General features: G+C 71.1%; 18 protein-coding genes. 11 read left to right on the top strand and 7 right to left on the bottom strand.

Annotation, left to right across the window (positions count from 1 at the left end):
• Positions 1 to 275: 275 nt before the first annotated feature.
• The 4 genes from CW359_RS46240 to CW359_RS04120 all read left to right on the top strand — a co-directional run bounded on the left by CW359_RS46240 (position 276) and on the right by CW359_RS04120 (position 4,876).
• Positions 276 to 2,531, top strand: coding sequence for an AfsR/SARP family transcriptional regulator (locus CW359_RS46240; RefSeq protein WP_232838214.1), 2,256 nt, complete (start codon positions 276 to 278; stop codon positions 2,529 to 2,531).
• A gap of 148 nt (positions 2,532 to 2,679) precedes the next feature.
• Positions 2,680 to 3,057, top strand: a complete 378-nt coding sequence (locus CW359_RS04130) for a hypothetical protein (RefSeq protein WP_105968465.1) — start codon at positions 2,680 to 2,682, stop codon at positions 3,055 to 3,057.
• Positions 3,054 to 3,917 (top strand): hypothetical protein, encoded by an 864-nt coding sequence (locus CW359_RS04125; protein ID WP_232838213.1) that lies wholly within the window; start codon positions 3,054 to 3,056, stop codon positions 3,915 to 3,917. The genes CW359_RS04130 and CW359_RS04125 overlap by 4 nt, the downstream gene beginning before the upstream one ends.
• Positions 3,918 to 4,015: 98 nt before the next feature.
• On the top strand, positions 4,016 to 4,876 hold the full coding sequence (locus CW359_RS04120) for a hypothetical protein (protein WP_105968358.1): 861 nt from the start codon (positions 4,016 to 4,018) through the stop codon (positions 4,874 to 4,876).
• A gap of 64 nt (positions 4,877 to 4,940) precedes the next feature.
• On the opposite strand, the gene CW359_RS04115 is transcribed toward CW359_RS04120, so the two are convergent.
• On the bottom strand, positions 4,941 to 7,928 hold the full coding sequence (locus CW359_RS04115) for a helix-turn-helix transcriptional regulator (protein ID WP_105968357.1): 2,988 nt from the start codon (positions 7,926 to 7,928) through the stop codon (positions 4,941 to 4,943).
• A gap of 351 nt (positions 7,929 to 8,279) precedes the next feature.
• On the opposite strand from CW359_RS04115, the gene CW359_RS04110 reads away from it, so the two are divergent.
• Both CW359_RS04110 and CW359_RS04105 read left to right on the top strand, forming a co-directional pair.
• Positions 8,280 to 9,215, top strand: a complete 936-nt coding sequence (locus tag CW359_RS04110; protein ID WP_105968463.1) for a hypothetical protein — start codon at positions 8,280 to 8,282, stop codon at positions 9,213 to 9,215.
• Between the two features lie 49 nt (positions 9,216 to 9,264).
• Positions 9,265 to 10,695, top strand: a complete 1,431-nt coding sequence (locus CW359_RS04105) for an RICIN domain-containing protein (RefSeq protein WP_105968356.1) — start codon at positions 9,265 to 9,267, stop codon at positions 10,693 to 10,695.
• Positions 10,696 to 10,827: 132 nt separating this feature from the next.
• On the opposite strand, the gene CW359_RS04100 is transcribed toward CW359_RS04105, so the two are convergent.
• The 3 genes from CW359_RS04100 to CW359_RS04090 form a co-directional block, all read right to left on the bottom strand.
• The gene (locus CW359_RS04100; protein WP_105968355.1) at positions 10,828 to 13,095 is read right to left on the bottom strand and encodes an ATP-binding protein; all 2,268 of its coding nucleotides are present in this window, start codon (positions 13,093 to 13,095) and stop codon (positions 10,828 to 10,830) included.
• A 232-nt stretch (positions 13,096 to 13,327) separates the two neighbouring features.
• Positions 13,328 to 14,629, bottom strand: coding sequence for an MFS transporter (locus CW359_RS04095; RefSeq protein WP_105968354.1), 1,302 nt, complete (start codon positions 14,627 to 14,629; stop codon positions 13,328 to 13,330).
• 99 nt (positions 14,630 to 14,728) lie between these two features.
• Positions 14,729 to 15,493 (bottom strand): GntR family transcriptional regulator, encoded by a 765-nt coding sequence (locus CW359_RS04090; RefSeq protein ID WP_105968353.1) that lies wholly within the window; start codon positions 15,491 to 15,493, stop codon positions 14,729 to 14,731.
• Positions 15,494 to 15,556: 63 nt separating this feature from the next.
• Here CW359_RS04090 and CW359_RS04085 point away from each other — a divergent pair, with 63 nt between their 5' ends.
• From CW359_RS04085 to CW359_RS04075, 3 genes are all read left to right on the top strand, one after another.
• A complete protein-coding gene (locus tag CW359_RS04085; protein WP_198655083.1) occupies positions 15,557 to 16,405 on the top strand; it encodes an amidohydrolase family protein in 849 nt (282 codons plus the stop codon).
• A 107-nt stretch (positions 16,406 to 16,512) separates the two neighbouring features.
• Complete coding sequence (locus CW359_RS04080; protein WP_105968351.1) at positions 16,513 to 17,304, top strand: thioesterase family protein; 792 nt, start codon at positions 16,513 to 16,515, stop codon at positions 17,302 to 17,304.
• A gap of 115 nt (positions 17,305 to 17,419) precedes the next feature.
• On the top strand, positions 17,420 to 18,412 hold the full coding sequence (locus CW359_RS04075; RefSeq protein WP_105968350.1) for an expansin EXLX1 family cellulose-binding protein: 993 nt from the start codon (positions 17,420 to 17,422) through the stop codon (positions 18,410 to 18,412).
• Positions 18,413 to 18,428: 16 nt separating this feature from the next.
• Here CW359_RS04075 and CW359_RS04070 read toward each other — a convergent pair whose 3' ends face one another.
• The 3 genes from CW359_RS04070 to CW359_RS04060 form a co-directional block, all read right to left on the bottom strand.
• Positions 18,429 to 19,337: an LLM class flavin-dependent oxidoreductase gene (locus CW359_RS04070; RefSeq protein WP_105968349.1), complete on the bottom strand. Its 909-nt coding sequence runs from the start codon at positions 19,335 to 19,337 to the stop codon at positions 18,429 to 18,431.
• Positions 19,338 to 19,380: 43 nt separating this feature from the next.
• Positions 19,381 to 20,481 carry a glycoside hydrolase family 5 protein gene (locus tag CW359_RS04065; RefSeq protein ID WP_105968462.1) on the bottom strand — a complete coding sequence of 367 codons (1,101 nt, stop codon included), beginning with the start codon at positions 20,479 to 20,481 and terminating at the stop codon, positions 19,381 to 19,383.
• A 158-nt stretch (positions 20,482 to 20,639) separates the two neighbouring features.
• Complete coding sequence (locus CW359_RS04060; RefSeq protein ID WP_105968348.1) at positions 20,640 to 21,749, bottom strand: ScbA/BarX family gamma-butyrolactone biosynthesis protein; 1,110 nt, start codon at positions 21,747 to 21,749, stop codon at positions 20,640 to 20,642.
• A gap of 91 nt (positions 21,750 to 21,840) precedes the next feature.
• Here CW359_RS04060 and CW359_RS04055 point away from each other — a divergent pair, with 91 nt between their 5' ends.
• Positions 21,841 to 22,500: a ScbR family autoregulator-binding transcription factor gene (locus tag CW359_RS04055; RefSeq protein WP_105968461.1), complete on the top strand. Its 660-nt coding sequence runs from the start codon at positions 21,841 to 21,843 to the stop codon at positions 22,498 to 22,500.
• 812 nt (positions 22,501 to 23,312) lie between these two features.
• The coding region (locus tag CW359_RS47495) for a CoA-transferase (protein WP_408647450.1) at positions 23,313 to 23,567 on the top strand (255 nt) is incomplete at its 3' end.

Genomic DNA, 23,567 nt, shown 5'->3' with positions numbered 1-23,567 from the left:
CACATGGGAATTGCGCCTTACGGGGGCAGGGTGCCGGCGCACTCCTGGAGGCGCGGGTCGGTCGGTTGCCGACCCGCCTCCGTCAGCATGGCGGAGGGCGGTCTCAGCACATCCACTGTCCGCTCATCGGTAGGTAAATCACGGCCCTGGGCAGCCATTTCCGGGATTTCAGGCACCCGTGGTATTGCCTTTCACGATCTGTATGATCGCTGGGTACGTTTTGACTGGGCGACGCGATCCGCTCCGCCGCCCGCCGACCACTCGCTGGGGGAGCCATGTGGTTCAAGATGTTGGGTCCGCTTGAGGTCGTCACAGAGGGACGGCAGATCGCTCTCGGCGGGAGCAAACAGCGGGCCACGCTCGGATATCTGCTCCTCCATCCCAACCAGCCGGTACCCGTCAGCAGACTGCTGAAGGCTCTGTGGAGCGTCGAAGAGGCGCCGATGACCGCCCGCAAGATCCTGCAGAACGCGGTCTGGGGCCTGCGCCGCACCCTCGTCACCGGCGGCACCGCGGAAGCGCCGGTGACCCTGCGCACCCAGGCTCCCGGTTACTCCCTGGACGTCACCCCCGACCACATCGACCTGCACCTCTTCCACCGGTGGGCGAAGGAGGGGCGCTCCCGGCTGGCGGCGGGCGAACCCGACCGGGCGGCGCTCCTCCTGGGCGACGCCATGGGGCTGTGGCGCGGCCCCGCCCTCGCCGACCTGACCGAAGCCGGACTGCTCTGGCCTGAGCTGACCACTCTCCAGAACACCCGGCTGGACGCCCTGGAAGACCTCTTCGAGGCCCAACTCGCCTGCGGGCGCCACTACGCGGTGCTCGGCAAGCTGGAGTCGACGGTGGAGGACGAGCCGCTGCGCGAACGCGCCTGCGGCCAGCTCATGCGCGCCCTGTACCGCTGCGGTCGCCAGGCGGACGCCCTCGGGGTGTTCAGCAGACTGCGCGCCCTGCTGGTCGAGGACCTCGGCCTCGAACCCAGCCGCGAACTCCAGCTGCTCCAGCAGGCGATCCTCACCCACGACCCCGACCTCCAGCTCGCCCCGGCCCCGGACGACCCGGCCACCCGCCCGGCGACCGCGGTGACGGTCCTCACCGCGCCGAAGAGGACCGCCCCGGCCCTCCCGCACGACCCCGAGGACTTACCCCGCGGGCGCTCACCGGCCGTCGCCCGGCTGCCGGCCCCCACCCCCCTCTTCCCGGTGGAGACGACGCCCCGGCCCCCGGCCCGCGACCTTCCGCCGGTGCGCACCGCCGCCGTACCAGCGGCCCACTCCGCGATCCGCAGCCCGGTCAGCCTGCTCCTCGTACGCACCGAACCCGGCCCGGTCCGGGGCGACCGTGACGATCTCGACGCCGCGATGGGGCTCCTCGACTCCTGTGTCCAGGACGAGTTCGAGCGCTTCGGCGGTGTGGTCGTCTCCTCGATGGGCGACATCACCCTCGGTCTCTTCCCGGTCGACCCGGAGGACCAGGAACACCCCCTCCGTGCGGCCCGCGCCGCCGACGCCCTGCGCACGGCCATGACCGGCGGCGCCGTGCTCCGCGCCGTCGTCGTCACGGGCGAGGTGCTCATGAGCGAACGGCCCGGCGGCGCACCGCCCAGGGTCAACGGCACGCTGGTCCAGGAGTGCGGCTCCCTGCTCACGCTGGTCGCTCCCGGGGACATCGTCGTCTCCGAACGCACCCGGAAGGAGACCGAGGACCACTTCTCGTACGAGGCACTGCCCGGCGTGCCCACCCGCTGGCGGCTGCTGGCGGCGATCGAGCCCCGGACCGTCGCCGACGACATGGCCGGCACCGGTCAGGACGACTCCACCCACCGCCGCGAACTGGAGCTGCTCCAGAGCGTGATGACCCACAGCACCCGCTGGTCGCAACCGCACCTCATCACCGTCCTCGGCAACCTCGACGCGCCCCGCCGCGAGGTGCTCCGCGAACTGGCCGGAATCGCCGAGGAGGAGTTGGCCGCGGCCCAGGTGCTGACCTGGAACAGGGAGGACGCTGTCGAGGCGGGCCCCTTCGGCCTGCACCGGATGATCCTCTCCAGCTGCTCCGGACTGTCGGCGTCGGACCCGCTCTGGACGGTCCGCAGCAGGATCAGGGCCGTCATCCAGCGTCTGACCACCGACAAGAGCCGCGCCAACCGGCTCTCCGCCCGCTGCGCCTCGCTCTTCGGGGCGATGAACCGCCCGCCGGTCCGGCAGGGCGCCGACGAGTGGGCGGAGGTCTGGCGGCACTTCCTGGAAGCCGCCGCCCAGGACGGCCCGATCGTCCTCATCGTCGACGACCTCCACCTCGCGGACACGGCGGCCGTGGAACTGGTCGGCCTCATGGCCCAACTGCCCGGCCGCATCCCGCTCACCGTGATCGTCGGCGCGACCCCGGAACTCCTGTGCGACCTCGACTGGTCCCCGGGAAAACGCTTCGCCACGGTGGTGATGCTGGACCAGCCGACGGACGCCGACGCCGGGGCGGACGCCGGCCACACCCGTCCGGCACCACTGTCCCTGGTCCTGGACAGCGCCTGACCTGCTGGTGCGGCGGGCCGTCCGCCGCCCCGAGGCAGGCGGGCCCGGCGAGGACACATACGTACATCGAATACGTACTCCTACCGACGTGTCCCTGACACAGGTGCCGTTGTCTTGAGTCATGACGACACCGGGCGTGAAAGCGCAGATGCCGAAGAATGTCAGGCTGGCGCTGGTGGGGGTATGGGTCCAGGCCGTGCTGAACCTGGCGGCGGGGTTCCTGTTGCTGGCCGTCGTGAACGACGCGGTGGACCACGGTGACGACGAGGGGGTCGGGCTGCTCCGGTTCGTGGCGGTGCTGACGCTGTTGGTCGCGGGGGCGCTCCTGCTGTGCGGCGTCTTCGCCGGCACCCGGGCGAACGGGATACGGGTCACGATCATCGTCGTCGAGGCGCTGAGCCTGCTGAGCAGTGTGGTGGGCCTCTTGCAGGGGGGCGGCGTCGGGGTTCTCCCGGGCATCGTCCTTCCCCTCGTCGTGCTGCGGGGCGCCGCCTCCGCGGAGGCCAGGAACTGGTTCGACAGGTGAGGCCCGTCGCGCCCGTCGTCGCGGCCCTCGCCGGCGTCGTCCTGTTCGCCGGGGGGTGTTCCGGCGCCCAGGGCACCTCCTTGTCCGGCGATCCTTCCGAGAGCGCGACGGAGGTGTCCGAGCCGCCGAGTCCTTCGCCGACGCCGTCCGTCACCCCTCCGTATCCGACCGGGGCGTCCGGTTGCCACGACAACAAGGGGTGGACGGCCGAGGAAACCGCGGAGTGGGTTCAGCGCTTCGTCGAGACGCCCAAGGAGACCTACGGAGACGACGGCGAGGTGGAGGTCGTCAGTCTGCCGGGGTACAACGGGCCGCTCTGCCGGAAGATCACCGTGCAGTTCGAGTTCTGGAAGCTGGTGTACGGAGTCGCGGACGGCGACGACGGCGAGCGGCTCTCGGACGGGGCGCGGCCCGACTACTACTTCGACATCCGCCGGGTGAAACGCGTCGAACTCCAGTTGGACGCGCGCGTCGAGCGGAGGATCGCCCTGCCCACCGCCCTGTACGCGACGGACCGCAGCCCCTGCGAGGGCGCCCTTCTCTCGATCACCGTGGGCAAGCCGCTGGCCACCAAGGAACTGCCCGAGGAGGTCGCGGTCGGCGGCGGGGAGGAGGACGTCTGGGGCCGGGCCGTCGTGGACTTCCGGTCGAAGCGGGTCGTCGACCACGAACTGTCCGAGCCCTCGGCACCGCACGTGTGCAGCCCGGACGGCAAGCCCACCGCCGACCCGGCCGACGTACCCGCACCGGGCTCCGAGCCGACGTACCCGTACCCCACGGACCTGTTCCCGACCGGCCTCTACCCGACGCCCGACTACAGCATCGACATCGACGACGTCTTCCGCTCACCCGCGTCCTGAGCCCCGTCCACGCGATACGGGCGTGCACCGGCCTCTTGGCCTCTTCGCTTCCACCTTTCACCTTCACTCTTCACTTCAACTCAACCTCGGGGAATCACATGCGTATGCGCACCACGGCCACCGTCCTTTCCGGCGCCCTCGTCCTCTCGGCGCTCCTTCTTCCGGGCGCCGCCCAGGGAGTTGAGCGTCCTGGGGTGGCGACGGATCTCAGAGCCCTCGCCTCGCAGAGCGGCGGGCTGCCGAAGGACCCGATCGGCGACACCACCTTCACGAAGGGGGTCGTCAACAAGGGCAAGGACATCGTTCTCGGCGTGACGGGCAAGAAGGCCGTTCCCGTCACGTTCACCGCCTTCGACGAGGAAGGCCTGGCCCTCACCCAGGCGTTCCTGTGGCAGGGCACCGACATCTCGAGCACGGACACCATCACCGGCGCCCTGGGGACGGACGCCGACCCCGCCTGCACGGAGACGACGGTCCAGGGCGGCTACAGCTACAGCTGCCAGGCGGTCTTCACCATCGACCCCGCGGTCGACTTCAAGGGCGGCAACGGCACCCCGGGGGCCTGGAAGCTCCTCCTGGGCGCCTGGGACCTCTACCTGAACATCAGCATCGACGACGACGTCGCCAGGGCCAACATCAAGCGCGCCGCCAAGCTGACCGTCAACGCCACCCCGGAGCCGGTGAAGAAGGGCAAGACCATCACGGTCACCGGCAAGTTGACGCGCGCCGACTGGTCCACGGGCAAGACCACGGGATACGCGACCCAGCCGGTGAAGCTGCAGTTCCGCAAGAAGGGCAGCAGCACCTGGAGCACCCTCAAGACGGTCAAGACCAGCCGCACCGGCGCCCTGAGCACCACCACCAAGGCCGGCTCCGACGGCGACTACCGCTTCGTCTTCGCCGGTACCGCCACGACCGGCGCCGCGACGTCGCCCGGCGACTTCATCGACGTCAAGTAGGGGCCAAGCAGGGGGCCAAGTAGGGTGCAGGGGCTTCCCGGCCCGGACCGGGATCAGTCCGGGATCAGTCCCGGTCCGCGCGGGCGTCCACGAAACGGCTCCCCGCGCGGCGGCGGGCCACCAGCGTGGCCAGGGCGGTGCGTGAGGAGACCCCGGTCTTGCGGAAGGCGCGGGAGACATGGGTCTCGACGGTGCGCCGGCTGACGTAGAGCCGGTCCGCGATGGCCTGGCTGGTGAGGCCCTGCGCCACCAGCTCGGCTATCTCCAGCTCCCGGGCGGTCAGGGTGGCCAGCAGCTGGGTGAGTTCGGCGCGGTCCGGGGAGTCGTACGGGGCCTCGGCGGCGCCACCGGGCGGGCGGTTGGCGTCGGCGAGGCCCACCAGCATTCCGCTGCCGCCCGCCTCGGCGAGCCGACGGCCCCTGAGCCAGGCGCGGGTGCCGCTCCGGCCGTGGCCCGCCGCCGTTTCCAGCGGGGCGCCGAGCAGCAGGGAGTAGGCCTCCCAGAAGGCCGCGCCGCAGCGGGCGCTCTCCGCCGCGGCCTCCGCGAACAGGTCCGCCGCCGCTGCCGTGTCCCCCTGCGCCAGCGGCAGATGGGCGGTGCTGCGCAGCGCGGACGCCCGCAGCATCGGCAGCCCCAGTTGCTCCGCCTCCTTGCGTGCCCGTTCGGCCCAGCTCCTGGCCTCCTCGGGCCTGCCCGTCACCAGCGCGGCCGTGACCAGGATCTCCAGGTAGAGCGGGCGCATCGACGGCTGGATCCGCTGCAGTTCGGGGCCGCCGGCCCGGAGCATCGCGTCCCGGGCGCGGACCGGATCGCCCGCCATGAGCGCGGCCCAGCCGAAGATGCACCAGGCCGTGGACGCCCACCAGTCGACCCCGGTACCGGCGGCGGCCACCGCCTCCTCGGCGACGGCGAGCGGGCGCGGGTCGCCCGGCGGGCAGGCGGCGACGAGCGCCGCGGCCTTGCTCGCCAGGACGAACGCCAGCAACTGGTCGCTGCCGATCCCGCGGGCGATGTCCTCGGCCTGGTCGGCGAGTTCCAGCGCCGAGGAGATCCGGCAGGTCTGGACGCGGATGTGCGACAGGCACAGCAGCAGATGCGGCATGACATACAACTGGCCGCTGCGCCGGGCGATGTCGAGACCGCGTTCCGCGTGCCGCTCGGCATCCGGATAGCGCTCCAGGAAAGCCTCCGCCCAGCCGAGCCTGGCCAGCGGTTCGCACAGCGCGGTGAGGTCGTTGTCGGGCAGCGAGTCGACCAGGGCAGCGGCCTGCCGGGCGAGCCCGTGCGCCGCCGCCATGTTGCCCTCGTACGCCTCTCCCAGCGCGGCCACGGCGAGGACGCCCGCCTCCTTGACCTCGTCCCCCAGCGACCGGGCCGCCGCGAGCGCCACCTCGACCTCGGTGCGCACCTCGGCGTACGACGTGCCGCTGTCCTGGGGCGCGGCCGAGCCCAGCTCCAGACCGAGCCGGACGACGTCGCCAGGGGCGGGGTCGCGGGCCAGTTCGCGGCGCAGCAGGGCGACGGCCTCGGTGCAGCGCCCGAGGTGACGTTCCACCAGCGCGCACAGGACGACCGCGCGCACTCTGACGCGGTCCTGGTTCCCGTCGGTGGCCGGGGCGCCGGGTGACCGCCGTGGCGTGCGTGGGGTGGCGATCAGCTCCTGGAGCAGGTCGCGGCTCTCGCGCAGGCCACCGCAGGCGGCCAGCGCGCGGGCGCGACTCAGGACCAACTCACGCCGGTGGGCGGTGTGTTCGGGGGTGTGCGGCAGATGGCGGAGCACCACGTCGAGCCAGTGGGCACAGCTCGCCGGGGCGGTGCGGGCGGTTCGTGCGGCGGCCTCTTCGAGTACGGCCACCGCTGCCGGGTCCCAGTCGGTCAGTGACTGTTCGACATGGTGGGCCCGTTCGGCGGCGGAGGCACCCGCGCGGGCCAGCTCCCGCGCGGCGAGCCGGTGGATCTCGACGCGTCTGAGGAGCGGGGTGCTCTCGTGGACGAGGGTGCGTACGACCGGATGCCGCAGCGTCAGCAGGCCCTGCGGGGTGGAGCGCAGCAGGTCGCGGCCGGTGAGGGCGTGGACGTCGGCGGTGAACTCGGCGCCGGAGCGGCCGGTCACCCGGCTCAGCATCGCCGGGGTGGCGTGCTCGCCCAGTACCGCCACGGCGTCGACGAGGCCGCGCTGGGCGGGGTCGAGCGCGGTCAGTTCGTCCAAGAGCAGGGTGCCCAGCTCGGGCGGTGCCGAGGAGTTGGGCGAGGCGGAGGAGCCGTGCGGTGCCGAAGGCCCTGGTGGCGCCGAGGAGTTGGGCGGCGTACCGCCTCGGTGGGCCTGAAGGAGGGTGAGGAAGTAGAAGGGGTTGCCCTCGCTCGCGGCGTACAGCGCGGTCGTCTCGGCGGGGGGCAGGGCGGGGCCGGCCAGTTCGGCGCAGTCGCGTGCGCTCAGTGGTCGCAGGCCGAGGCGGACGACCGTACCGGTGTCGAGTTCGCGGGTGAGCCTGGCGGCGAGGGACTCGGGGCTCTGGCGGTCTCGGCGGGTCACGGCCAGGACGACGGGGGCGTGCACGGGATGGCGTACGAGATGGTCCAGCAGTTCCAGGGACGCCGGGTCCGCCCAGTGCAGGTCGTCGAGGGCGAGCAGCAGCCCGGAGGGGGCGGCGAGCCGGGTGAGCAGGGCGGCCGTGGACCGGTGCAGTCCGAAACGGTCGGCCGTGCCGCTCCGTTGGAGGAGGGGTGCCACCGCCTCCGTATCCGTCTCCTGGAAGCCGTCCAGGGTGTGCGGGGCGAGGTGGGCGAGCGCGTCGGTGAACACCTGGAACGGCACCCGCCGCTCGAACTCCGTGGCCCTGCCGCGCAGTACGGTCATGCCGCGCCGACGGGCCCGCTCGCAGACCTCGCCGAGCAGCCGGCTCTTGCCGATGCCGGCCTCACCGGTGATGTCGACGAGCCGGGAACGGCCGCCGTCACCGAACTCCCCACCCCCTGCCGGGCGGCGCGCACCGCCTGCCGCACGGTCGAGCAGCTCGTCGAACCTGGCCAGTTCGACGGAACGACCCAGCAAGGGAACCCCGCTCCCGCTGTCCCCAACTACCCCGTCCACGCGCACAGTTGCCCCCTGTCTTTACATTCCCCCCACACATCATTCTCTTACGGTGATCGCCGTAACCGCCGCGTCGGTGAACCGGGAGTCGAGGCGCCGGAAAAGTTCCCGCCCGCGCCGTCGAGACCGTGATTCAGGTACTGACCTCGTAGAACTACCGGTACCTGGGGGCCGACGCCGCCCGGATGCTTGGCGGCGTGGACGGATGACGGCGGACATGACACATCGGTGGCACGGGTTGTCCGCCCGCGCAGGCAGCCGTTCGCGATCCCGCTCTGCCTTTCGAGCACTCCCGCCCAGTCCGGAGCAGAAATGATCAAGCGAATCGCGCTACGCGCAAGAAGTAATACGGCGATCAGGGGTTCCGTTTTCCTGGTCCTTCTCGTGGCTTTCCTGGCCGTCGTATCCCTCCAGTCCCCCCTGGGAGCCACGAAGGCGGTGGCCGCGAGCGACCCCTGTCCGGGAGGCAACAATTCGGGACAGCAGTCATGGCCCTGTTCCAACCTGCGCAACCAGAACCTTCTTCCGGAGCGGACGATGCCGCGCACCGTGTACCGCGGTGACTCCCGGAACCCGTACACGATATTCAACAACGGCTTCGGCTCACGGGGCGGCAACAACAATATCGTCTCGCATGTGCAAGGCGACCGGCCCGGGAACAGCAACTACATCTCGACGAGCGGATCGCTCGACATCACCACTCCGTTCGCGCGGAGCCAGGGACTGCGCAACCTCGAAAGCGCTGCCCGAACGCGCTGCGGTCAGCTGCAGGCCGTGGCCGACGCGAGCCGCGGGTGGGTGGCGAACATCTTTCCGTCGAGGTGCAGAAGCACGGCCACCGTGACGGCGGACAGCTACGTCTTCGAGATCAACACCCAGGCTGCCAGGAACGCGCTCCACGTGCCCACTCAGATCCGCGGGAACGCGAATCTCTACAACCAGTACGCGGTCCAGAACGAATGGGCCTACGTCCACCGGATTCCGCGCGAGGCGATCCAGGGAGTGCGCGTCTACCGAATGACCGCGCGAGCGACCGGGACCCTGATAGACACGCGCTCCATCACCTTCACCTACAGCCATTACCTGATAAACCCCCACTACAACCCGGGCGCGACGGTCTACCGGCCGAACAACGACACGAGTTCCAGTTTCACCTACACCTCGAACCTGAATATTCCCAGGATTCCCGCGAACGAGTACACCCGGGGTTGCAGCGCGATCACGATGTGCAGAGGCGGTGGCAGCTGACCATGCGAGAAGTGAGAGAACCCACCTCCGAGACGAAGGCGATCGCATCGTGAAAGACAACAAGCGGGCAGCGGCTGTCCGGACCGGAACCTCACCTCGACGGCGGACGCGCGGCGGTCTCCTCGCCACCCTGGCCCTGCTGGCTGCCGGCACACTGACCTTCGCCGCGCCGGCGCGAGCCGACGAGAACACGGTCTGGGAGCAGGTGGAGGCGCTGGCCGAGCACGAAGGCGCCATCGCCGCTTTCGAGGACGCCGAGGTCGGGCCGGTGATCATCTTCCCGAAGGACCACACCGGGGACATCGACAACCTGCAGCCCCCGCCGGACTGGACCGACTCCACCGGGCACACGCCCACCAGCTGGCCCACGCCCGTCACCGGGAAGAGCCCCACCTTCACCACCGACGACCTCACCACCCTCATCAGCGCGGCCTACGAAGCGGTGCAGCCCGAGGGCGACCTGACGTACGAACTCTTCGTGACCTACGACGGGCCCACCGACCGCGTGGTGGTGCGGACCAACGCCCCGGCCTCGGTCACCGACCCCCTGGCCGCCGCGCACAGCCCCGAACTCGTTGTCGACAGGGAGACGACCAGTGTGCCGGAGATCGCCAAGTGCAAGCCGACGCACGGTCCCCTCGTGTCCGGATTCCTCTCGGACCCCCTCACCCAGCTGAAGGCGCTGGCCGACTTCAACTGCGCCCTCTCGTACTTCGACGACCCCGAGTACGGGCCGGTGATCATCTTCCCGAAGGACTACACCGGGGACATCGGGCACCTTCCGCAACCCGAGAACTGGACGGACGCCGGCGGACAGTCGGCGAGCGGCTGGCCCGCCCCCGCCACCGGGCTGAGCCAGCTGTTCACCTCCGAGAAGGTGGACGAGGTCACCGAGGCCGCCTACGCACGGCTCGCGCCCGAGGGCGACAACACCTACAACACGTTCGTCTACTACGACGGTTCGATCGACCAGGTCATCGTGCTCACGGCCGCCCCGCCGTCGGTCACCGGTCCGCTGGTCAGCGACTATCCCGGCCTGCTCAGGATCAGGCCCAGTCCGGACAACGACGTCCGGCTGATCAACGTCAACAGCGGCAAGGTCCTCAACGCGGAGGGCTGCGGCACCGGGACCGGGATCAACCAGTGGGCCTCGCTGGACAACACCTGCCAGCAGTGGCGGTTCGCCGTCACGAGCGACGGCCACTACACCATCACCAACGTCAAGACCGGCCAGGCCCTGGAGAACGTTCACTGCGGAACCTGGAACGGCGCGTTGATGGGCCTGGCGACCCCCGCCGACAACAACTGCCAGAAGTGGGACTTCGTCGAGGCCAACGGCCACTACACCATCACCAACGTCGCGAACGGCCAGGCCGTCGATGTGAAGAACTGCTCGACGGCCGACGGCGCCCTGGTCCGCCAGTGGCCCTCGCTCGGCAACACCTGCCAGCAGTGGGACATCGCGCTGGTCGGCAGCTGATCGCCGGGGCGTAGGCCCCCGCTACGCGCGACGGTCCGCCGGTTCCGCCGGCGGACCGTCGCGTCCTGCGTACGCGAGATGCGCGCAGGACGTAGGCAGGGCGAGGCCAACGGGATGGTTCCCGGCCGGTGTTCACTCCGCCCGCCGGTGCGCCGACACCCACCAGCTCGCGATCTGGACGCGGGTTCCGAAGCCGAGCTTGGTGCGGATGTTCCCGACGTGGAAGTCGACCGTACGCAGCGACAGGACCAGTCTGGCGGCTATCTGACGGTTGCTCATGCCCGTGGCCACCAACTCGGCCACCTCCAGTTCGCGACGTGTCAGAGGACCGGGGGCGGTGGCCGGGTCCGCCGGTTCGGCGCCGGTGTCCAGGGCGTGGTCGATGGCCTGTCGGGGGCTGTCGTGGCCGCCGCCGACCGCGACAGCCCGCTCGTACGCCTCCGGACCCAGCGCCCCCGCGACCCTCAGTTCACACCTTGCGTGGAACCCGGCCATCAGCGGACCGAACGCGGAAACGTCCACACCCAGATCACGCAGCAGCTTGCGCACGGAGCCCATGACCCGGCCCGCCCGTTCGTACTCCCCGTGGGAGGCGATGATCCAGGCGAGGGTCTCCAGCATCAGCGCGGCACTGAGCGGCTCGTTGAAGCCCCGCTCGATCTCGAGCGCGGCCCGGATCAGCGCCACGGCCTCCTCGCGGTCACCGCGCCCCCAGGCGTCCCAGCTCAGGGCCCACATCGCATGCGCGCGAGCCCACCGCTCACCGTGCACCCGCGCCAGGGCGACCGCCTGCCGGCCGGTCTCCGCCCCACGCGGATTCCCCATGTCCCTCTGCAGTCCGGCCAGTTGGAACAGCTGGAAGACCGCCGCCGCTTCCCCCTCGGCCGCCGTCTGGGCAGCGACCGCGCGTTCGAACAAGGGGACGGCCTCCGTCATCCGCCCCTGGAACATCGCCAATGAGGCGCGCAGGCCCACGACATGGGCGCTCACCACCCGATCGCCCTGCCGCTCGCCCAGCTCACCGGCCTCGGCCAGCCACCGGTCGGCCGCTCCGTGGTCGCCCTGCAGCAGCGCCACCCAGGACGCGGCGCACAGCGCCCGGGCACGGGCGGGGGTGGGTTCGGGCGCGGCGGCGAGCACACGGTCGAGCTGCCGTCGCCCTTCGCCGAGGAATCCGCCGACGCACCAGTGGAAGCGCAGCGCCGCGGCCAGCGCGAGGGCGGCCTGCGGGTCGTCGTCGTGAGCCAGCGCGGCCAGCAGATTGGCGTGCTCGGCGCGCAGGCGGGCCAGGGCCTCCTCCTGCCCGGGTCCGTACCAGCCGTCGGCGATGCGCTCGGCGAGGGCGAGGTGGAAGTCGCGGTGCCGCCGCAGCAGGAGCTCTTCCTCGCCGGACCCGGCGAGCCGCTCCCGGCCGTACTCGCGGATGGTCTCCAGCAGTTGGTAGCGGGGCAGGCCCTCGTGCTCGACGGGCAGGACGACGGACTGGACGACCAGCCGGTCGAGGAGGTCAAGCACCTCCCGCGCGGGGATGCCCTCTCCGGCACAGACCGCCTCGGCGGCGTCCAGGACGAAACCGCCGGCGAAGACCGAGAGCCGGTGCCAGAGCAGCCGCTCGGCGGGGGAGCACAGTTCGTAACTCCAGTCGATCGCCGCGCGCAGGGTCCGCTGCCGGGGCCGTGCGGTCCGGCTGCCCCCGGTGAGCAGCGCGAACCGGTCCTCCAGCCGGTCCACGGCCTGTTCCACGGTGAGCGTACGCAGCCGGGACGCGGTCAGCTCGATGGCGAGCGGCAGCCCGTCCAGGCCGGCGCACAGCCGGGTGACCGTGTCCCAGTTGGCGTCGGTGATCCGGAAGGCGGGCCGTACCGCGCACACACGGTCCCGCAGGAGTTCGACCGCTTCGTCCGGCACCTTCAGAGGCGCCACGGTGAAGACGTGTTCGCCGGCGATACCGAGCGTCTGACGGCTCGTCGCCAGTACGCGCAGGTCGGGACAGGCCGACAACAGCGTGTCCGCCAGTTCGGCGCAGGCGTCGAGCAGGTGCTCGCAGTTGTCCAGCACGATCAGTGCCCGGCGCTCGCCCAGGTGCTCGGCGAGCGTGACGAGGGCGGGCCTGGCGCCCGAGGCCACGTTGCCCACGGCGGAGGCGGCCACGGTCGCCACCGCCGAGGGATCCCGCACCGGTGCCAGGTCGACCAGCCACGTCCCGTCCGGGAAGGCCCGCCTGGCCGCGGCGGCCACTTCCAGTGCCAGCCGGGTCTTGCCCACGCCGCCCACTCCGGTGAGAGTCAGCAGCCGTGCCGAGCCGAGGAGACGGCGAACCTCGGTGATGTCGTGGCGCCTGCCCACGAACGTGGTGAACGCCTCCGGCAGGTTGCCTGTCCGTGAGACCGGCACGGTCACGTCACTCGCCTCCCGCCGCGAGTCGCCGCGGCTCGGCAACGGCTGACGCACACACGCACTTGACCGGAATGGCGGCTGAGCAGGTCGATTCCGTTACGTCCGTGACCTGTAGTGGACCGGTCTCAGCTTGGAGATCGGTGCTTAGATATGATCAACATCAGCATAACCGGGCATATCGAGCCACGTCCAGTATTCCGGTACGGTCCGTATTTTTGCTGGTCAGGGCCGTATTTCAGGACACGCGCGGCCTTGTCGTAGCGGCCGTTCCGGAGCGGCCTCCGCCCTCGTTCTCGTCCACCGGGTCCTCGGAGCCCTCAAGCTCCTCGTGCGAGGTCTCCGGAAGCAGCGCCACCGCCAGGACCGCGATCCCGTACGCGCTGCCCGCGAACAGGCCGATGCTGGCGCCCATGCCGAGCCGGTCGCTGAGGAAGCCGACCAGCGCGGGGAAGGCCGCCGCGACGATCCGGCCGAAGTTGTAGCAGAAGCCCTGCCCTGTGCCCCGTATCGCTGTGGGGTACAACTCGGCGAAGAGCGCGCCGAGACCCGCCGGGATGCCCGCCGAGAAGAAGCCGAGCGGGATGCCCAGGAAGAACATCTGGGTGTCGCTGATCGGGAGGAAGAGGTAGGTCACCACCGAGACGAGACACATCACCGCGAAGAACATGATGTTCCGGCGGCGGCCGATGCGGTCCGCCAGGTTGCCCGAGGTGAGGTAGCCGAAGAAGGCGGCGGCGATGAAGACCGCCAGGTAGCCGCTGGTCTTGAGGACCGACAGGCCGTGGGTGGTGCGGAGGTAGGTGGGCAGGAAGGTGGTCAGCGCGTAGTAGCCGCCGTGGCTGCCGAGGCCGAGGAGCGCGCCGAGCAGGGTGACGCGCAGCAGGTCCGGCTTGAAGATCCGCAGCAGGGAGACCCGGTTCTCGGCCTTCGCCGCCCGCCGCAGATAGAGGGGCGGGTCGGTGACCTTGCGGCGGATGACGATGACCAGGACGGCCGGCAGCGCGCCGAGCCAGAACATCGACCGCCAGGCCCACTCCTCCGGGAACAGACTGAACAGCACGGTGTACGTCGCCAGCGCGAGCCCCCAGCCCAGCGCCCAGCCGCTCTGTACGGTGCCCAGCGCCCGCCCGCGGTTACGGGTCCCCATGTACTCGCTGACCAGGACCGCGCCGGCCGCCCACTCGCCGCCGAAGCCGAAGCCCTGGATGCTGCGCAGCACCATCAGTTGGGAGTAGTCGGTGGTGAAGCCGATCAGGACGGTGGCCGTGGAGTAGACGATGATCGTCCACTGCAGGACCCGGACGCGTCCGTAGCGGTCGGAGGCCCAGCCCGCGAGCCAGCCGCCGAACGCGGTGAAGATCAGGGTGACGGAGGCGAGAGTGCCGGCGGCCCCGGTACTCAGATGCCAGGTGGCCAGCAGGGTCGGCAGAACGAGCCCGAACATCTGCGCGTCGGCGGCTTCGAGCGTCCAGCCTCCGAACGCGGCCCAGAAGGCTCGTTTCTGCGGTTTGTCGGTGTCCCGGTACCAAGCGAACATGCGTCGGCTCTCTTCGTGTGCGGGGAACGTGAGCGGAGAGGAGGAGAAGGGGGGAAGCGAGGGGAGGAGCAGCAGAGACAGAGAAGGGGAGCGGCGGGGTCAGCGGATGTCGATGCGGTAGCGGAAGGTGTGCGCGAGTCCGCGTGAGCGGCGGTACTCCAGCGGTGTCGCGTCGTGCGAGCGGGCGACGCGCTCGACCACGACCACCGGCTCGGCGCGCGCGCAGCCGAGGAGCAGGGCGTCGGCGGCACCGGCGGCCTCGATGGTCAGCTCCTCCGTGGCCGCCGCGACGATCTGGCCGCACGCGCGTTCGTACGTCGGATACAGCAGGTCACCGAGGTCGTCGGCGCCGATCCGCTCCAGCGGCTCGAACAGCGGCAGCGGCAGCCAGATGTCCTCGACGAGGACGGGCTGCTCGTCGTAGAGCCGCAGTCGGTGCAGATGGAGCACCTCGTCGCCGGTGCCGATGCCGAGGGCGGTGGCGATGGCCGGCGTACTCACCTGCCGGGCGGCGGAGAGGATACGGCTCTGCGGGAAGCCGCTGCCCGCGCTCCCGAACCGGAAGAAGCGGAACAGCGAGGCGTCCAGGGACGCCCTGCGCACGAAGGTCCCCGTGCCCTGGCGCCGCTCCAGCAGGCCCTCGTCCACGAGGTCGCGGAACACGCGCCGCATCGTCCCGAGGGACACCTCGTAGTACTCGACCAGGGCGGACTCGGCGGGCAGCGGCTGGTCGGGGGACCACTCGCCGGACCGGACGCGTTCGGCGATCACCTCCCGGAGACGGGCGTGCAGCGGCAGCCGGGGGTCGGTCCGAGCGAGGTCGGCCGCGCCACGGCTCTGTGGTGTGGGTGAGATGGACTGCATGGCGAGAAAGCATGGTCTCGAATCCTGCTGACGTCTAGTCCTTCATAGGACTATTCTTTGTACGTGACTTCCGTACCGCCAGTGCCCCTCACTCGGTCCGCCGCCGCCTTCGACACCCACGCCCATGTCTTCGAGCGCGGTCTGCGACTGGCGCACGGGCGGCGGTACAGCCCGGACTACGACGCCACAGTGGACGCCTATCTGGCGCTGCTCGACGCCCATGGCCTCGCCGCCGGGGTCCTGGTGCAGCCCAGCTTCCTCGGCACGGACAACTCGTATCTCCTCGACGCCCTCGGCAAGGCGCCGGAACGCCTGCGCGGGGTCGCCGTCATCGACCCCGGGACACCGGGGGAGGAGCTGGACCGGCTCGTGGCGGCGGGCGTGCGCGGTATCCGGCTCAACCTCGTCGACCGCCCGGTGCCCCCGCTGGACGAGCCCCTCTGGCAGCGCCTGGCCCGCGAACTGGCCGCCCGCGCACTGCACTTGGAGGTCCAGGCGCAGCGACTGCAGTGGACGGAGCTGGAGCCCTGGCTGCTCCGCTGGCCCGGCGCCGTGGTCGTCGACCACCTGGGACTTCCGGGGGACCCCTCGCTGTCGTATCCGGGTTCCCTCGCGCTCGCCCGGCTGCTGGCCGCGCCGCATGTGTGGGTGAAGGCGTCCGCGCCCTACCGCTCGGCGCCGGGCGCGGCCACCGCGATGCTGCGCGCCCTGCTGAGCGCGGGCGGCGGTGAGCGGATGCTGTGGGGCAGCGACTGGCCCTGGACCCGCCACGAGCGGGACCGGGTCTACGGCACGACCCTGACCTGGCTCACGGCCGAACTCGGCCCCGCCGAGACCCACCGCGTCCTGTGCGCCAACCCGGCACGGCTGTTCGGCGGGATCACCGGTCCGGGCGCGGACCGGAGGAGCTGACTGGAGGAGCTGACCGGAGGAGCCGGCAGGCGGAAAATTGCGCGCCGGGCCGTCCGGCGGGCGATCTTCGCAATCAAATGGCGCGCGTTTTCGGGGACGATGGGCAGATGACGGACGGCAGTTACTACGAACGCATCGACGAGCACCGCTACAAGCCGACGGTCCACGTGGGCGGCGCCTGGGACCCGGACGAGCAGCACTTCAGCCCGCTCGGCGGTCTCATCGTGCACGCCATGGACCGCCATCTGGCCGCCCGGCCGGACTCCGGGCTCGTCCTGTCCCGGATCAGCCACGACATCCTCGGCCGGCCCGCCCTCGACGAGTGCGAGATCCGGGTGGAGACCCTGCGCCCCGGCCGCACCATCGAACTGCTCGAAGCCGTCGTCCTCATCGCGGGACGCCCGGTGGTCCGCACCCGCGCCTGGCTGCTCGCCGCCCTCGACACCACCGCAGTCGAAGGCGGCCCCGAGGACCGGCTCACCCCTCCCGAGGCACTCGACCCCTGGTCGATGCACCTGGCCTGGCCCGGCGGATACGTCGCCTCACTGGACGTCCGCCAGGTCGCACCGCCCCGGCCCGGCCGCGCGACCGCCTGGCTCTCCACCCGACTCGCCCTCGTCGCCGACGAGCCCAGCAGCCCGCTCGCGTCCTACGTCACCCTCGTCGACACCGCCAATGGCATCGCCGTACGGCAGCCGCCCACCGCCTGGATGTTCCCCAACGTCGATCTGACCATCCATCTCCACCGGCAGCCCGAGGGCGACTGGACCGGCCTGGACACCACCGTCACCTTCGGCCCCACCGGCCAGGGCCTCACCAGCAGCGTCCTGCACGACATCCACGGCCCGGTCGGCACCGCCCAGCAGATGCTCACGGTCCGGCCCCAGCGGTCTCTCTGAAACCACGGCAACCTTTCGGGGCGCCGTGGAGACTAAGGGCCGGAAGCACTCTCGACACGTGCTCTCAACACGTGTTCTCAGCAACTGTTTTCCGGACCAGGTAAGGACCTCTGCCGTGGCGTCCCGTTCTTCGCGTCGTTCCCCGCGCCGCTCGCCCAACAAGCGGCGCACCGTGCTCGTCTGCGCCTCCGTGGCCGCCGTCGCGCTGGTCATATCCCTGGTCGTGGCCTTCCGCCCCGACCACCAGCCCGACAAGGGGGACAGCGCGGCCAGCTCCTCCGTCGCCGGTACCCGGGTGACCCTCCCGCCCACCGTGCCGGTACCGGAGTCGACGCCGGCCCCGACGCCCTCCGCCAGCCGCTCCCCGAGCCCGAAGGCGACCCCGGCCAGGCCGAAGGCCACCCCCGAGCCCACCGCCACCGCTTCGAAGTCCTCGGCAGCGGCGGGCGGTTCGGCGGCCCGGCCGGCCTCCGGGTCGGCCCCACTGGCGGGCCGGATCAAGCCCGGCACCACCTACCAGGGCGTCGCCACCTTCTACGGCGCGGGCAACGGCGACGGCCACGCCTGCTCGTACGGCCCGAGCAGTGACGTCATGACCGCCGCGATGAACACCACGGACTACGAGACGTCCATGGCGTGCGGGGCGTACATCCTCGTGCGGGCGGCGAGCGGGGCCTCGGTCACGGTCCGGATCACCAACGAGTGCCCCGGCGACTGCGCACCCGGCCAACTCGACCTCAGCGCCGAGGCGTTCGCCAAGATCGCCGACCCGGTGGCCGGCCGGATCCCGATCAGCTGGAGCCTGCTGAGCCCCGCCACGGCCGCCCCGCTCTCGGTCCGCTACAAGACCGGGTCCAGCCAGTACTGGTGCGGCATCCAGGTCATCGGCCACCGCAACCCGCTGGCCCGCCTCGAAGTCCGTACCGGCGGCGGCAGTTGGGTCCGGCTGGCGCGCACCGAGTACAACTACTTCCTCTCCGAGCAGGGCACCGGCTGCGGCGGTTCGATCAGGATCACCGACATCTACGGGGAGCAGCTGACCCTCGACGGCATCGCGGTGCGGCCCGACGCCGTCCAGGCGACCAGCGTCCAGTTCGCCGCGCACTGAACCGAGGGGTTGACGGTCAGCGGCCCAACGCCTTCAGTACGGCCTCCAGCTGGCGGAGCGGCTCGGTGCCGACGAGACGCAGGGCGACCGTGTCCGCACCGGCGGCCGACAGCGCGCCGATGCCCTCGGCGACCTTCGTGGCGCTGCCGGAGAGCGTGAACACCTCCTCCTGCGGGCGGCCCAGCCACGCGCTGTGGCCCTCGGTGTGCGGGTGCAGGGCGCGTGCCACCTCGTCGGGGTCGTCGCCCACGCAGGCGAAGGCGAACACCGTCAGTGTGTGCTCGGGACCCGCTCCGCCCTTCGCGTTCAGCGCCCGGGTGTTCTCCAGGTCGCGCGGGCCGTGGCCTTCCGCGATCAGCGTCCCGTCCGCGACCCGGCCGGACAGCTCCAGCGAACGGGCGCGCACCACCCCAGCGACCACCGGCGGCACTTCGACGGGCGGGTGCACCAACTGGACGCCGTCCAGACGCACTTCACGCCCCTCCAGCTCGACCCGCTCCCCGCGCAGCAGAGCCCGTACGGAGGTGATCGTCTCCTCCAGCAGAGCCAGCGGCGAACGGGGTGTGACGCCCACCTGGACCATCCACTCGCGCCCTCCGTGCCCGATCCCGGCGACGAACCGACCCGGGAACACCCGGGCCAGCGTCGCCACTTCCATCGCGAGCAGTGCCGGACTGCGCAGCGGGGCCGGGGCGATCCCGATGCCCACCCGCAGCCGTTCGGTGGCGCCGAGGGCCACGGCCGCCGCCGACACTCCGCCGTTCCAGCCGAGGTCCTCCACCACCCACAGGTCGTCCACACCGAGGGCCTCGGCCCGCCGCGCGAACCCGGGCAGTCCTTCCGGGGCCCAGTCGCGGTCGTACATCACACCGATCCGAAGCCCGGCCGGTTCCGTCAGGTCAGGCAGGTCCGTCTGGTTGGTCATCTCCCGAACCTACGATCCCCACCGGGCGTGATCAACTAGGTATTCAGCCCTTGACCGGCTTCCCGCGCCCCCAGCCCCACGCCAGCCGGTCCGCGCCTGACTGGTTGGTGGTGGCCAGCCAGGGGCGGGCGGTGGTGCCCGTCAGGGTCTGGATCGAGTACATGTCGTCCGTGCGCAGGCCGGGCCAGTACACGGAGCCCATCCTCAGCTCGCGGAAGGTGTCGGTGACGGCCTGCATGAAGTTGACGAAGTTGTTGTCGGGGGTCTTCTTGTTGTAGTCGAGGCCCGTGGTCATGAAGGCCCCGAACTCGTCCGCCACGGTCCGGCTCGCGCAGTCGCCGATGCGCACCTTCAGGTCGGCCACCCACTGGTCGTAGGTCGCGTAGTCCTTCCAGAAGCCGTAGTGGTGCAGCGAGAGGTACGTGCCCTTCAGCCGCGGGTCGGCGCAGACGGACGTGACGTGGTCGTTGTACCCGGCGCCGCTCACGAACACCTGGTTGCGCGGCACGGACCTGTACGTCGCGAGCCACTTCGCCGCGATGTCGGCCCACTCGGTGTCGGTGTAGCCGTGCGGCTCGTTCATCGGCTCGAAGTACACGCGCCTGTCGTTCTTGTAGGCCTTCACGACCCGGTCCCACATCGGCCAGTAGGTGGCCTGGTCGTCGATGAAGCCGTCCTTCTGGGCGCCGGTGCCCTCCCAGTAGGAGACGATCACCTTGAAGCCCTGGTCGGACGCCGCGTCGATGACACCCCGGTACGACTTCCAGTAGGCGCCGTTGACCGTGTACGGGTTGATCGGCAGCCGCACCGTGTTGGCACCGAGGTTCGCGCGGAACGCCGCGATGATCCGGGTCGCCTTCGAGTACGTCTGGGCGTAGGTGTCGGTGGTCGACAGACCGGACAGCTGGAGCAGGTCGTCGGCGAAGTTGTCGCGCGGGTCGGCCCAGTTGACGCCCTTGAACGCGGTCGTGTCCTTGGCCAGCCCGTGGGAGGCGGGAGCGGAGGAGGCGGCCGTGGGGGAAGCGGAGGCGGGGGCCGGGCTCGCGGCGACCGCAGTGCCGCTGGTCGCGGCGAGGGCGAGGGCCACGAGGGCGGCGCGCAGCCGGGGGGAGGAGGGGCGGATGCCGCCGAGGACGTTGCGCATCAACTTGCCCTTTCGCATGCCGGTCGAAGGACCGAGGGGGGCGATGTTTACGTAAACATCGAGGCGCCGGAATCGTTGCACCCGGCACGGAGATCGTCAAGGTTTCCGACGTGTAACGCGTCCGCCGGGCGGAACGAGGGGCGACGGGTCGAACACGCTCAGGTCGAGGCGAACCGCAGGGTCCCGCTCGTCGTCTCGGTGCCGCCCTGGACGACGCGGAAGGACCAGCGGCCGTCCGCCTCCGGGCCGTCGCCGGGTACGCCCGGTGCGCCTGGCAGGCCTGGCCCGCCCGTTACGCACGGCACGGCCTCGATGTGTACCGGGCGGTCCCACTCGGTGAACCGGGTGGCGGACAACAGGCATTCGCTCAGGCGGCCCACCTTGCTCGGTTCACAACTCGCGCGGCTGTGAACCGCGTTCACAGCCTGCCGGGCCGCCTCCAGCAGCACCATGCCGGGCACGTGGTCGCTCGGGTGGTCGAAGTACAGGGGGTGGTGGAGGTCGGCGGGGGAGAGGAGGAGGGCGCCTGACGGGTTGCCGGACGGGTCGCCCGGCAGGTTGCCCGACGGGTCGCCCGACGAGTCTCCGGACAGGTCGCCGGGTTCGCGGGCGAGCATCACCTCCTCCGGGGTCCGTACGCCGGCCTCCGCCGGTGAGATCCGGCGCAGGCGCCCGTCGGGCACGGGCGCCCCGAACGCGTACGGGCCGCGCAGGGCGGCGTACTCCGCGCCGGTCAGGACGCGCACCCGGCCCTCGGCCGTGCCGAAGGGGCGGCCGTCCGCGCGGAACTCGGTCCGCAGGCTGAAGGAGACGGGCCCGGGCAGCCCCGGGGTGCGCCGGACGTCGAACACGTCGGTACGGCACACCACGTCGGTCGCGCCGTGGCCGACGACCGGTTCGGCGCCGTCGTACACCCGGAAGCCGATGTTCTTGATGACGGCCCTGCTCTCGGGCGGCGTACGGAGGAAGCGGTGGCCGACGTACAGGCCGATCTGGCGGAGGGTTTCGACGATCAGCATCGGGTCGTGGCGGCCGTCGCCGTCCGGGCGGAAGGTGGGGTGCGAGCGCGACCACTGGGCGGCCAGCAGGAAGCTTTCCTCACCGAGCGCGTGGCCGTCGGTGAGCAGGACCTCGGCGATCGACCGGCGGTGGACGAGGGCGCGCGGGACGGAGCGGTCCCAGCGGAGGGCGGGTGTGGTGGGTGCGGTGGGCGTCGCGGGTGTGGTCGGCGCGGCGGTCGGGCCGGAAAGCGAGAGGAATTCGGTCATAAAATCATGAGATCAATGATTCTTTTCCGATTGGGGATTCCGCTCCGGCCGTCGGATAGGTTCGCCTGAAGGGACGATTCTGGGAGTGGTCATGCAAGAACGCGCGGAAGTCACCCGGCGGTCCATTCTCGCGGCGGCGGCACTGCTGTTCGAGCGGCATGGATATGTGGGCACGAGCATCAGCGACGTGGCGCGGACGAGCGGCTACACCAGTGGCGCGATCTACTTCCACTTCGGCAACAAGGAGGGGCTGGCCCAGTCGGTCCTGGACGCCTACTTCGGGGAGTGGCCGAGACTCGTGGAGAAGTGGCGCTCCCGGGGCGGTCCGGTGCTCGACCGGACGGTGGGGCTGAGCCTGGAGGTCGCGCGGGAGTACCGCGACAATCTGATCGTACGGGCGGGCAACCGGCTCTGGAACGAGCACAAGAGCATCCCGACCCACCTGCCGCAGCCCTTCGTGGGCTGGATCTCCACGGTCGCCGAACTGCTCGCCGAGGCGCGGGACGCGGGGGAACTCGCCGCCGGTACGGATGTGTCCCGCGCCGCGCGGGTCGTCGTCGCCGGGTTCTTCGGCAGCCACAGCATCTCGGACGCCCTCGACCGGCGCCGGAGCGTCGAGGAGGCGGTGGCCGAGTTCTGGCTCCTGGTGCTGCCCGGGCTGCAGGCGGAGCCCGATCCGGAGGGATGTCTGGAGCGGGTACGGGGGCGGCTGCCCCGGCGGCCGAAATCCGAGGCAGCGGCGGCGGTCTGACATACCCGCATCACCCGTTTGGCTCACTTTTTTCCGCCCTCCCAAAGCATATGGATCAATATCTTTCCGGAATCCTTTCCGCTGAATGCCGAATCCGGAAATAGAGGTGCGGGCGAAGTGCTGGACCTGTTCGACTCCACTCGGGTGTGTGTCTCGTCGCCGTACTACGCGCTCGACGATCTGCGCGTGCCCGCTCCCGGGTACGCCGAGGCCCTCGTCCCCTGCCAACACCCCACCGGGCAGCAGGAGTTGCCGATCTCGGCGGCCGACGCCGGGCGGCGCCTCGCGGCCCTGGGGATGTGCGCGGCCCAGACCCTGCGGGCGCCGCACGAGGTGCCGCCGTACTACCTCGCCCGCTCCCTCCACGCGACGTACGCGCCGCCCGCCGACTGGCCGGCGGGCACGATGACCCTGGTCGCCGAGGCGGGCGCGGGCTTCCACAGCCGCCGCCGCGCCTACGCCGACGCGCGGCTGGCGGGCGAGTTCGCGGGCGGCGCGTGTGTGTCGGCGCGGATCGAGTACGACGTACTGCCGGCAGCGGTGTTCGAACGGCTGCTCGCGCCTCAGCCACAGGTCGCGCCGGTGACGGTGCCGGGGCCGCGCAGGTACGGGGCGCCCGCGCGCGGGTCGCTCCCGCTGACCGGGGTCTCCTATGCCGACTGCCGGGTGTCCGCAGGGCTGTTGATCACCCCGGAGCTGTGCGCGGGCCACTTCGACGGCCGGCCCGTCCTCCCGCTGACGGTCGCCGCTGCGGGGCTGACCGGGCTGGTGGACCAGGTCGTCGACGGGATGACCGGGGGGTACGGGCAGCGGTGGGCGCCCCGGGCGGTGTCCGCGCGGGCCGAGCGGATGGTGGGGGTCGGGGAGTGGGCGGTGCTGGCGGGGGTGGGGGAGTTCCGGGAGTACGGGATCAGGTTTCGGGGGGAGGTGCTGGTGCGGGGGGCCGTATCGCCCGGGTCACCGGGTCGTACATCGGCGCCAACAAGGAGTTCGCGCGTCAGTATCTGGCCGGTGAGCTGGAGGTCGAGCTGATCCCGCAGGGCACGCTCGCCGAGCGGCTGCGGGCC

Origin of the sequence: Streptomyces geranii (genome assembly GCF_002954775.1) — a bacterium.
In the GTDB taxonomy this organism is placed as follows: Bacteria; Actinomycetota; Actinomycetes; order Streptomycetales; family Streptomycetaceae; genus Streptomyces; species Streptomyces geranii.
This window is presented reverse-complemented; position numbering and strand designations above follow the sequence as displayed.

Excerpts from the sequence above, each read along its gene's own strand:
- CW359_RS46240 (WP_232838214.1), top strand. The coding sequence starts at position 276 with ATGTGGTTCAAGATGTTGGGTCCGCTTGAGGTCGTCACAGAGGGACGG.
- CW359_RS04060 (WP_105968348.1), bottom strand. The coding sequence starts at position 21,749 with ATGACCGAATTCCTCTCGCTTTCCGGCCCGACCGCCGCGCCGACCACA.
- CW359_RS04095 (WP_105968354.1), bottom strand. The coding sequence starts at position 14,629 with ATGTTCGCTTGGTACCGGGACACCGACAAACCGCAGAAACGAGCCTTC.
- CW359_RS04090 (WP_105968353.1), bottom strand. The coding sequence starts at position 15,493 with ATGCAGTCCATCTCACCCACACCACAGAGCCGTGGCGCGGCCGACCTC.
- CW359_RS04130 (WP_105968465.1), top strand. The coding sequence starts at position 2,680 with ATGCCGAAGAATGTCAGGCTGGCGCTGGTGGGGGTATGGGTCCAGGCC.
- CW359_RS04065 (WP_105968462.1), bottom strand. The coding sequence starts at position 20,481 with ATGCGCAACGTCCTCGGCGGCATCCGCCCCTCCTCCCCCCGGCTGCGC.
- CW359_RS04080 (WP_105968351.1), top strand. The coding sequence starts at position 16,513 with ATGACGGACGGCAGTTACTACGAACGCATCGACGAGCACCGCTACAAG.
- CW359_RS04070 (WP_105968349.1), bottom strand. The coding sequence starts at position 19,337 with ATGACCAACCAGACGGACCTGCCTGACCTGACGGAACCGGCCGGGCTT.
- CW359_RS04055 (WP_105968461.1), top strand. The coding sequence starts at position 21,841 with ATGCAAGAACGCGCGGAAGTCACCCGGCGGTCCATTCTCGCGGCGGCG.
- CW359_RS04110 (WP_105968463.1), top strand. The coding sequence starts at position 8,280 with ATGATCAAGCGAATCGCGCTACGCGCAAGAAGTAATACGGCGATCAGG.
- CW359_RS04120 (WP_105968358.1), top strand. The coding sequence starts at position 4,016 with ATGCGTATGCGCACCACGGCCACCGTCCTTTCCGGCGCCCTCGTCCTC.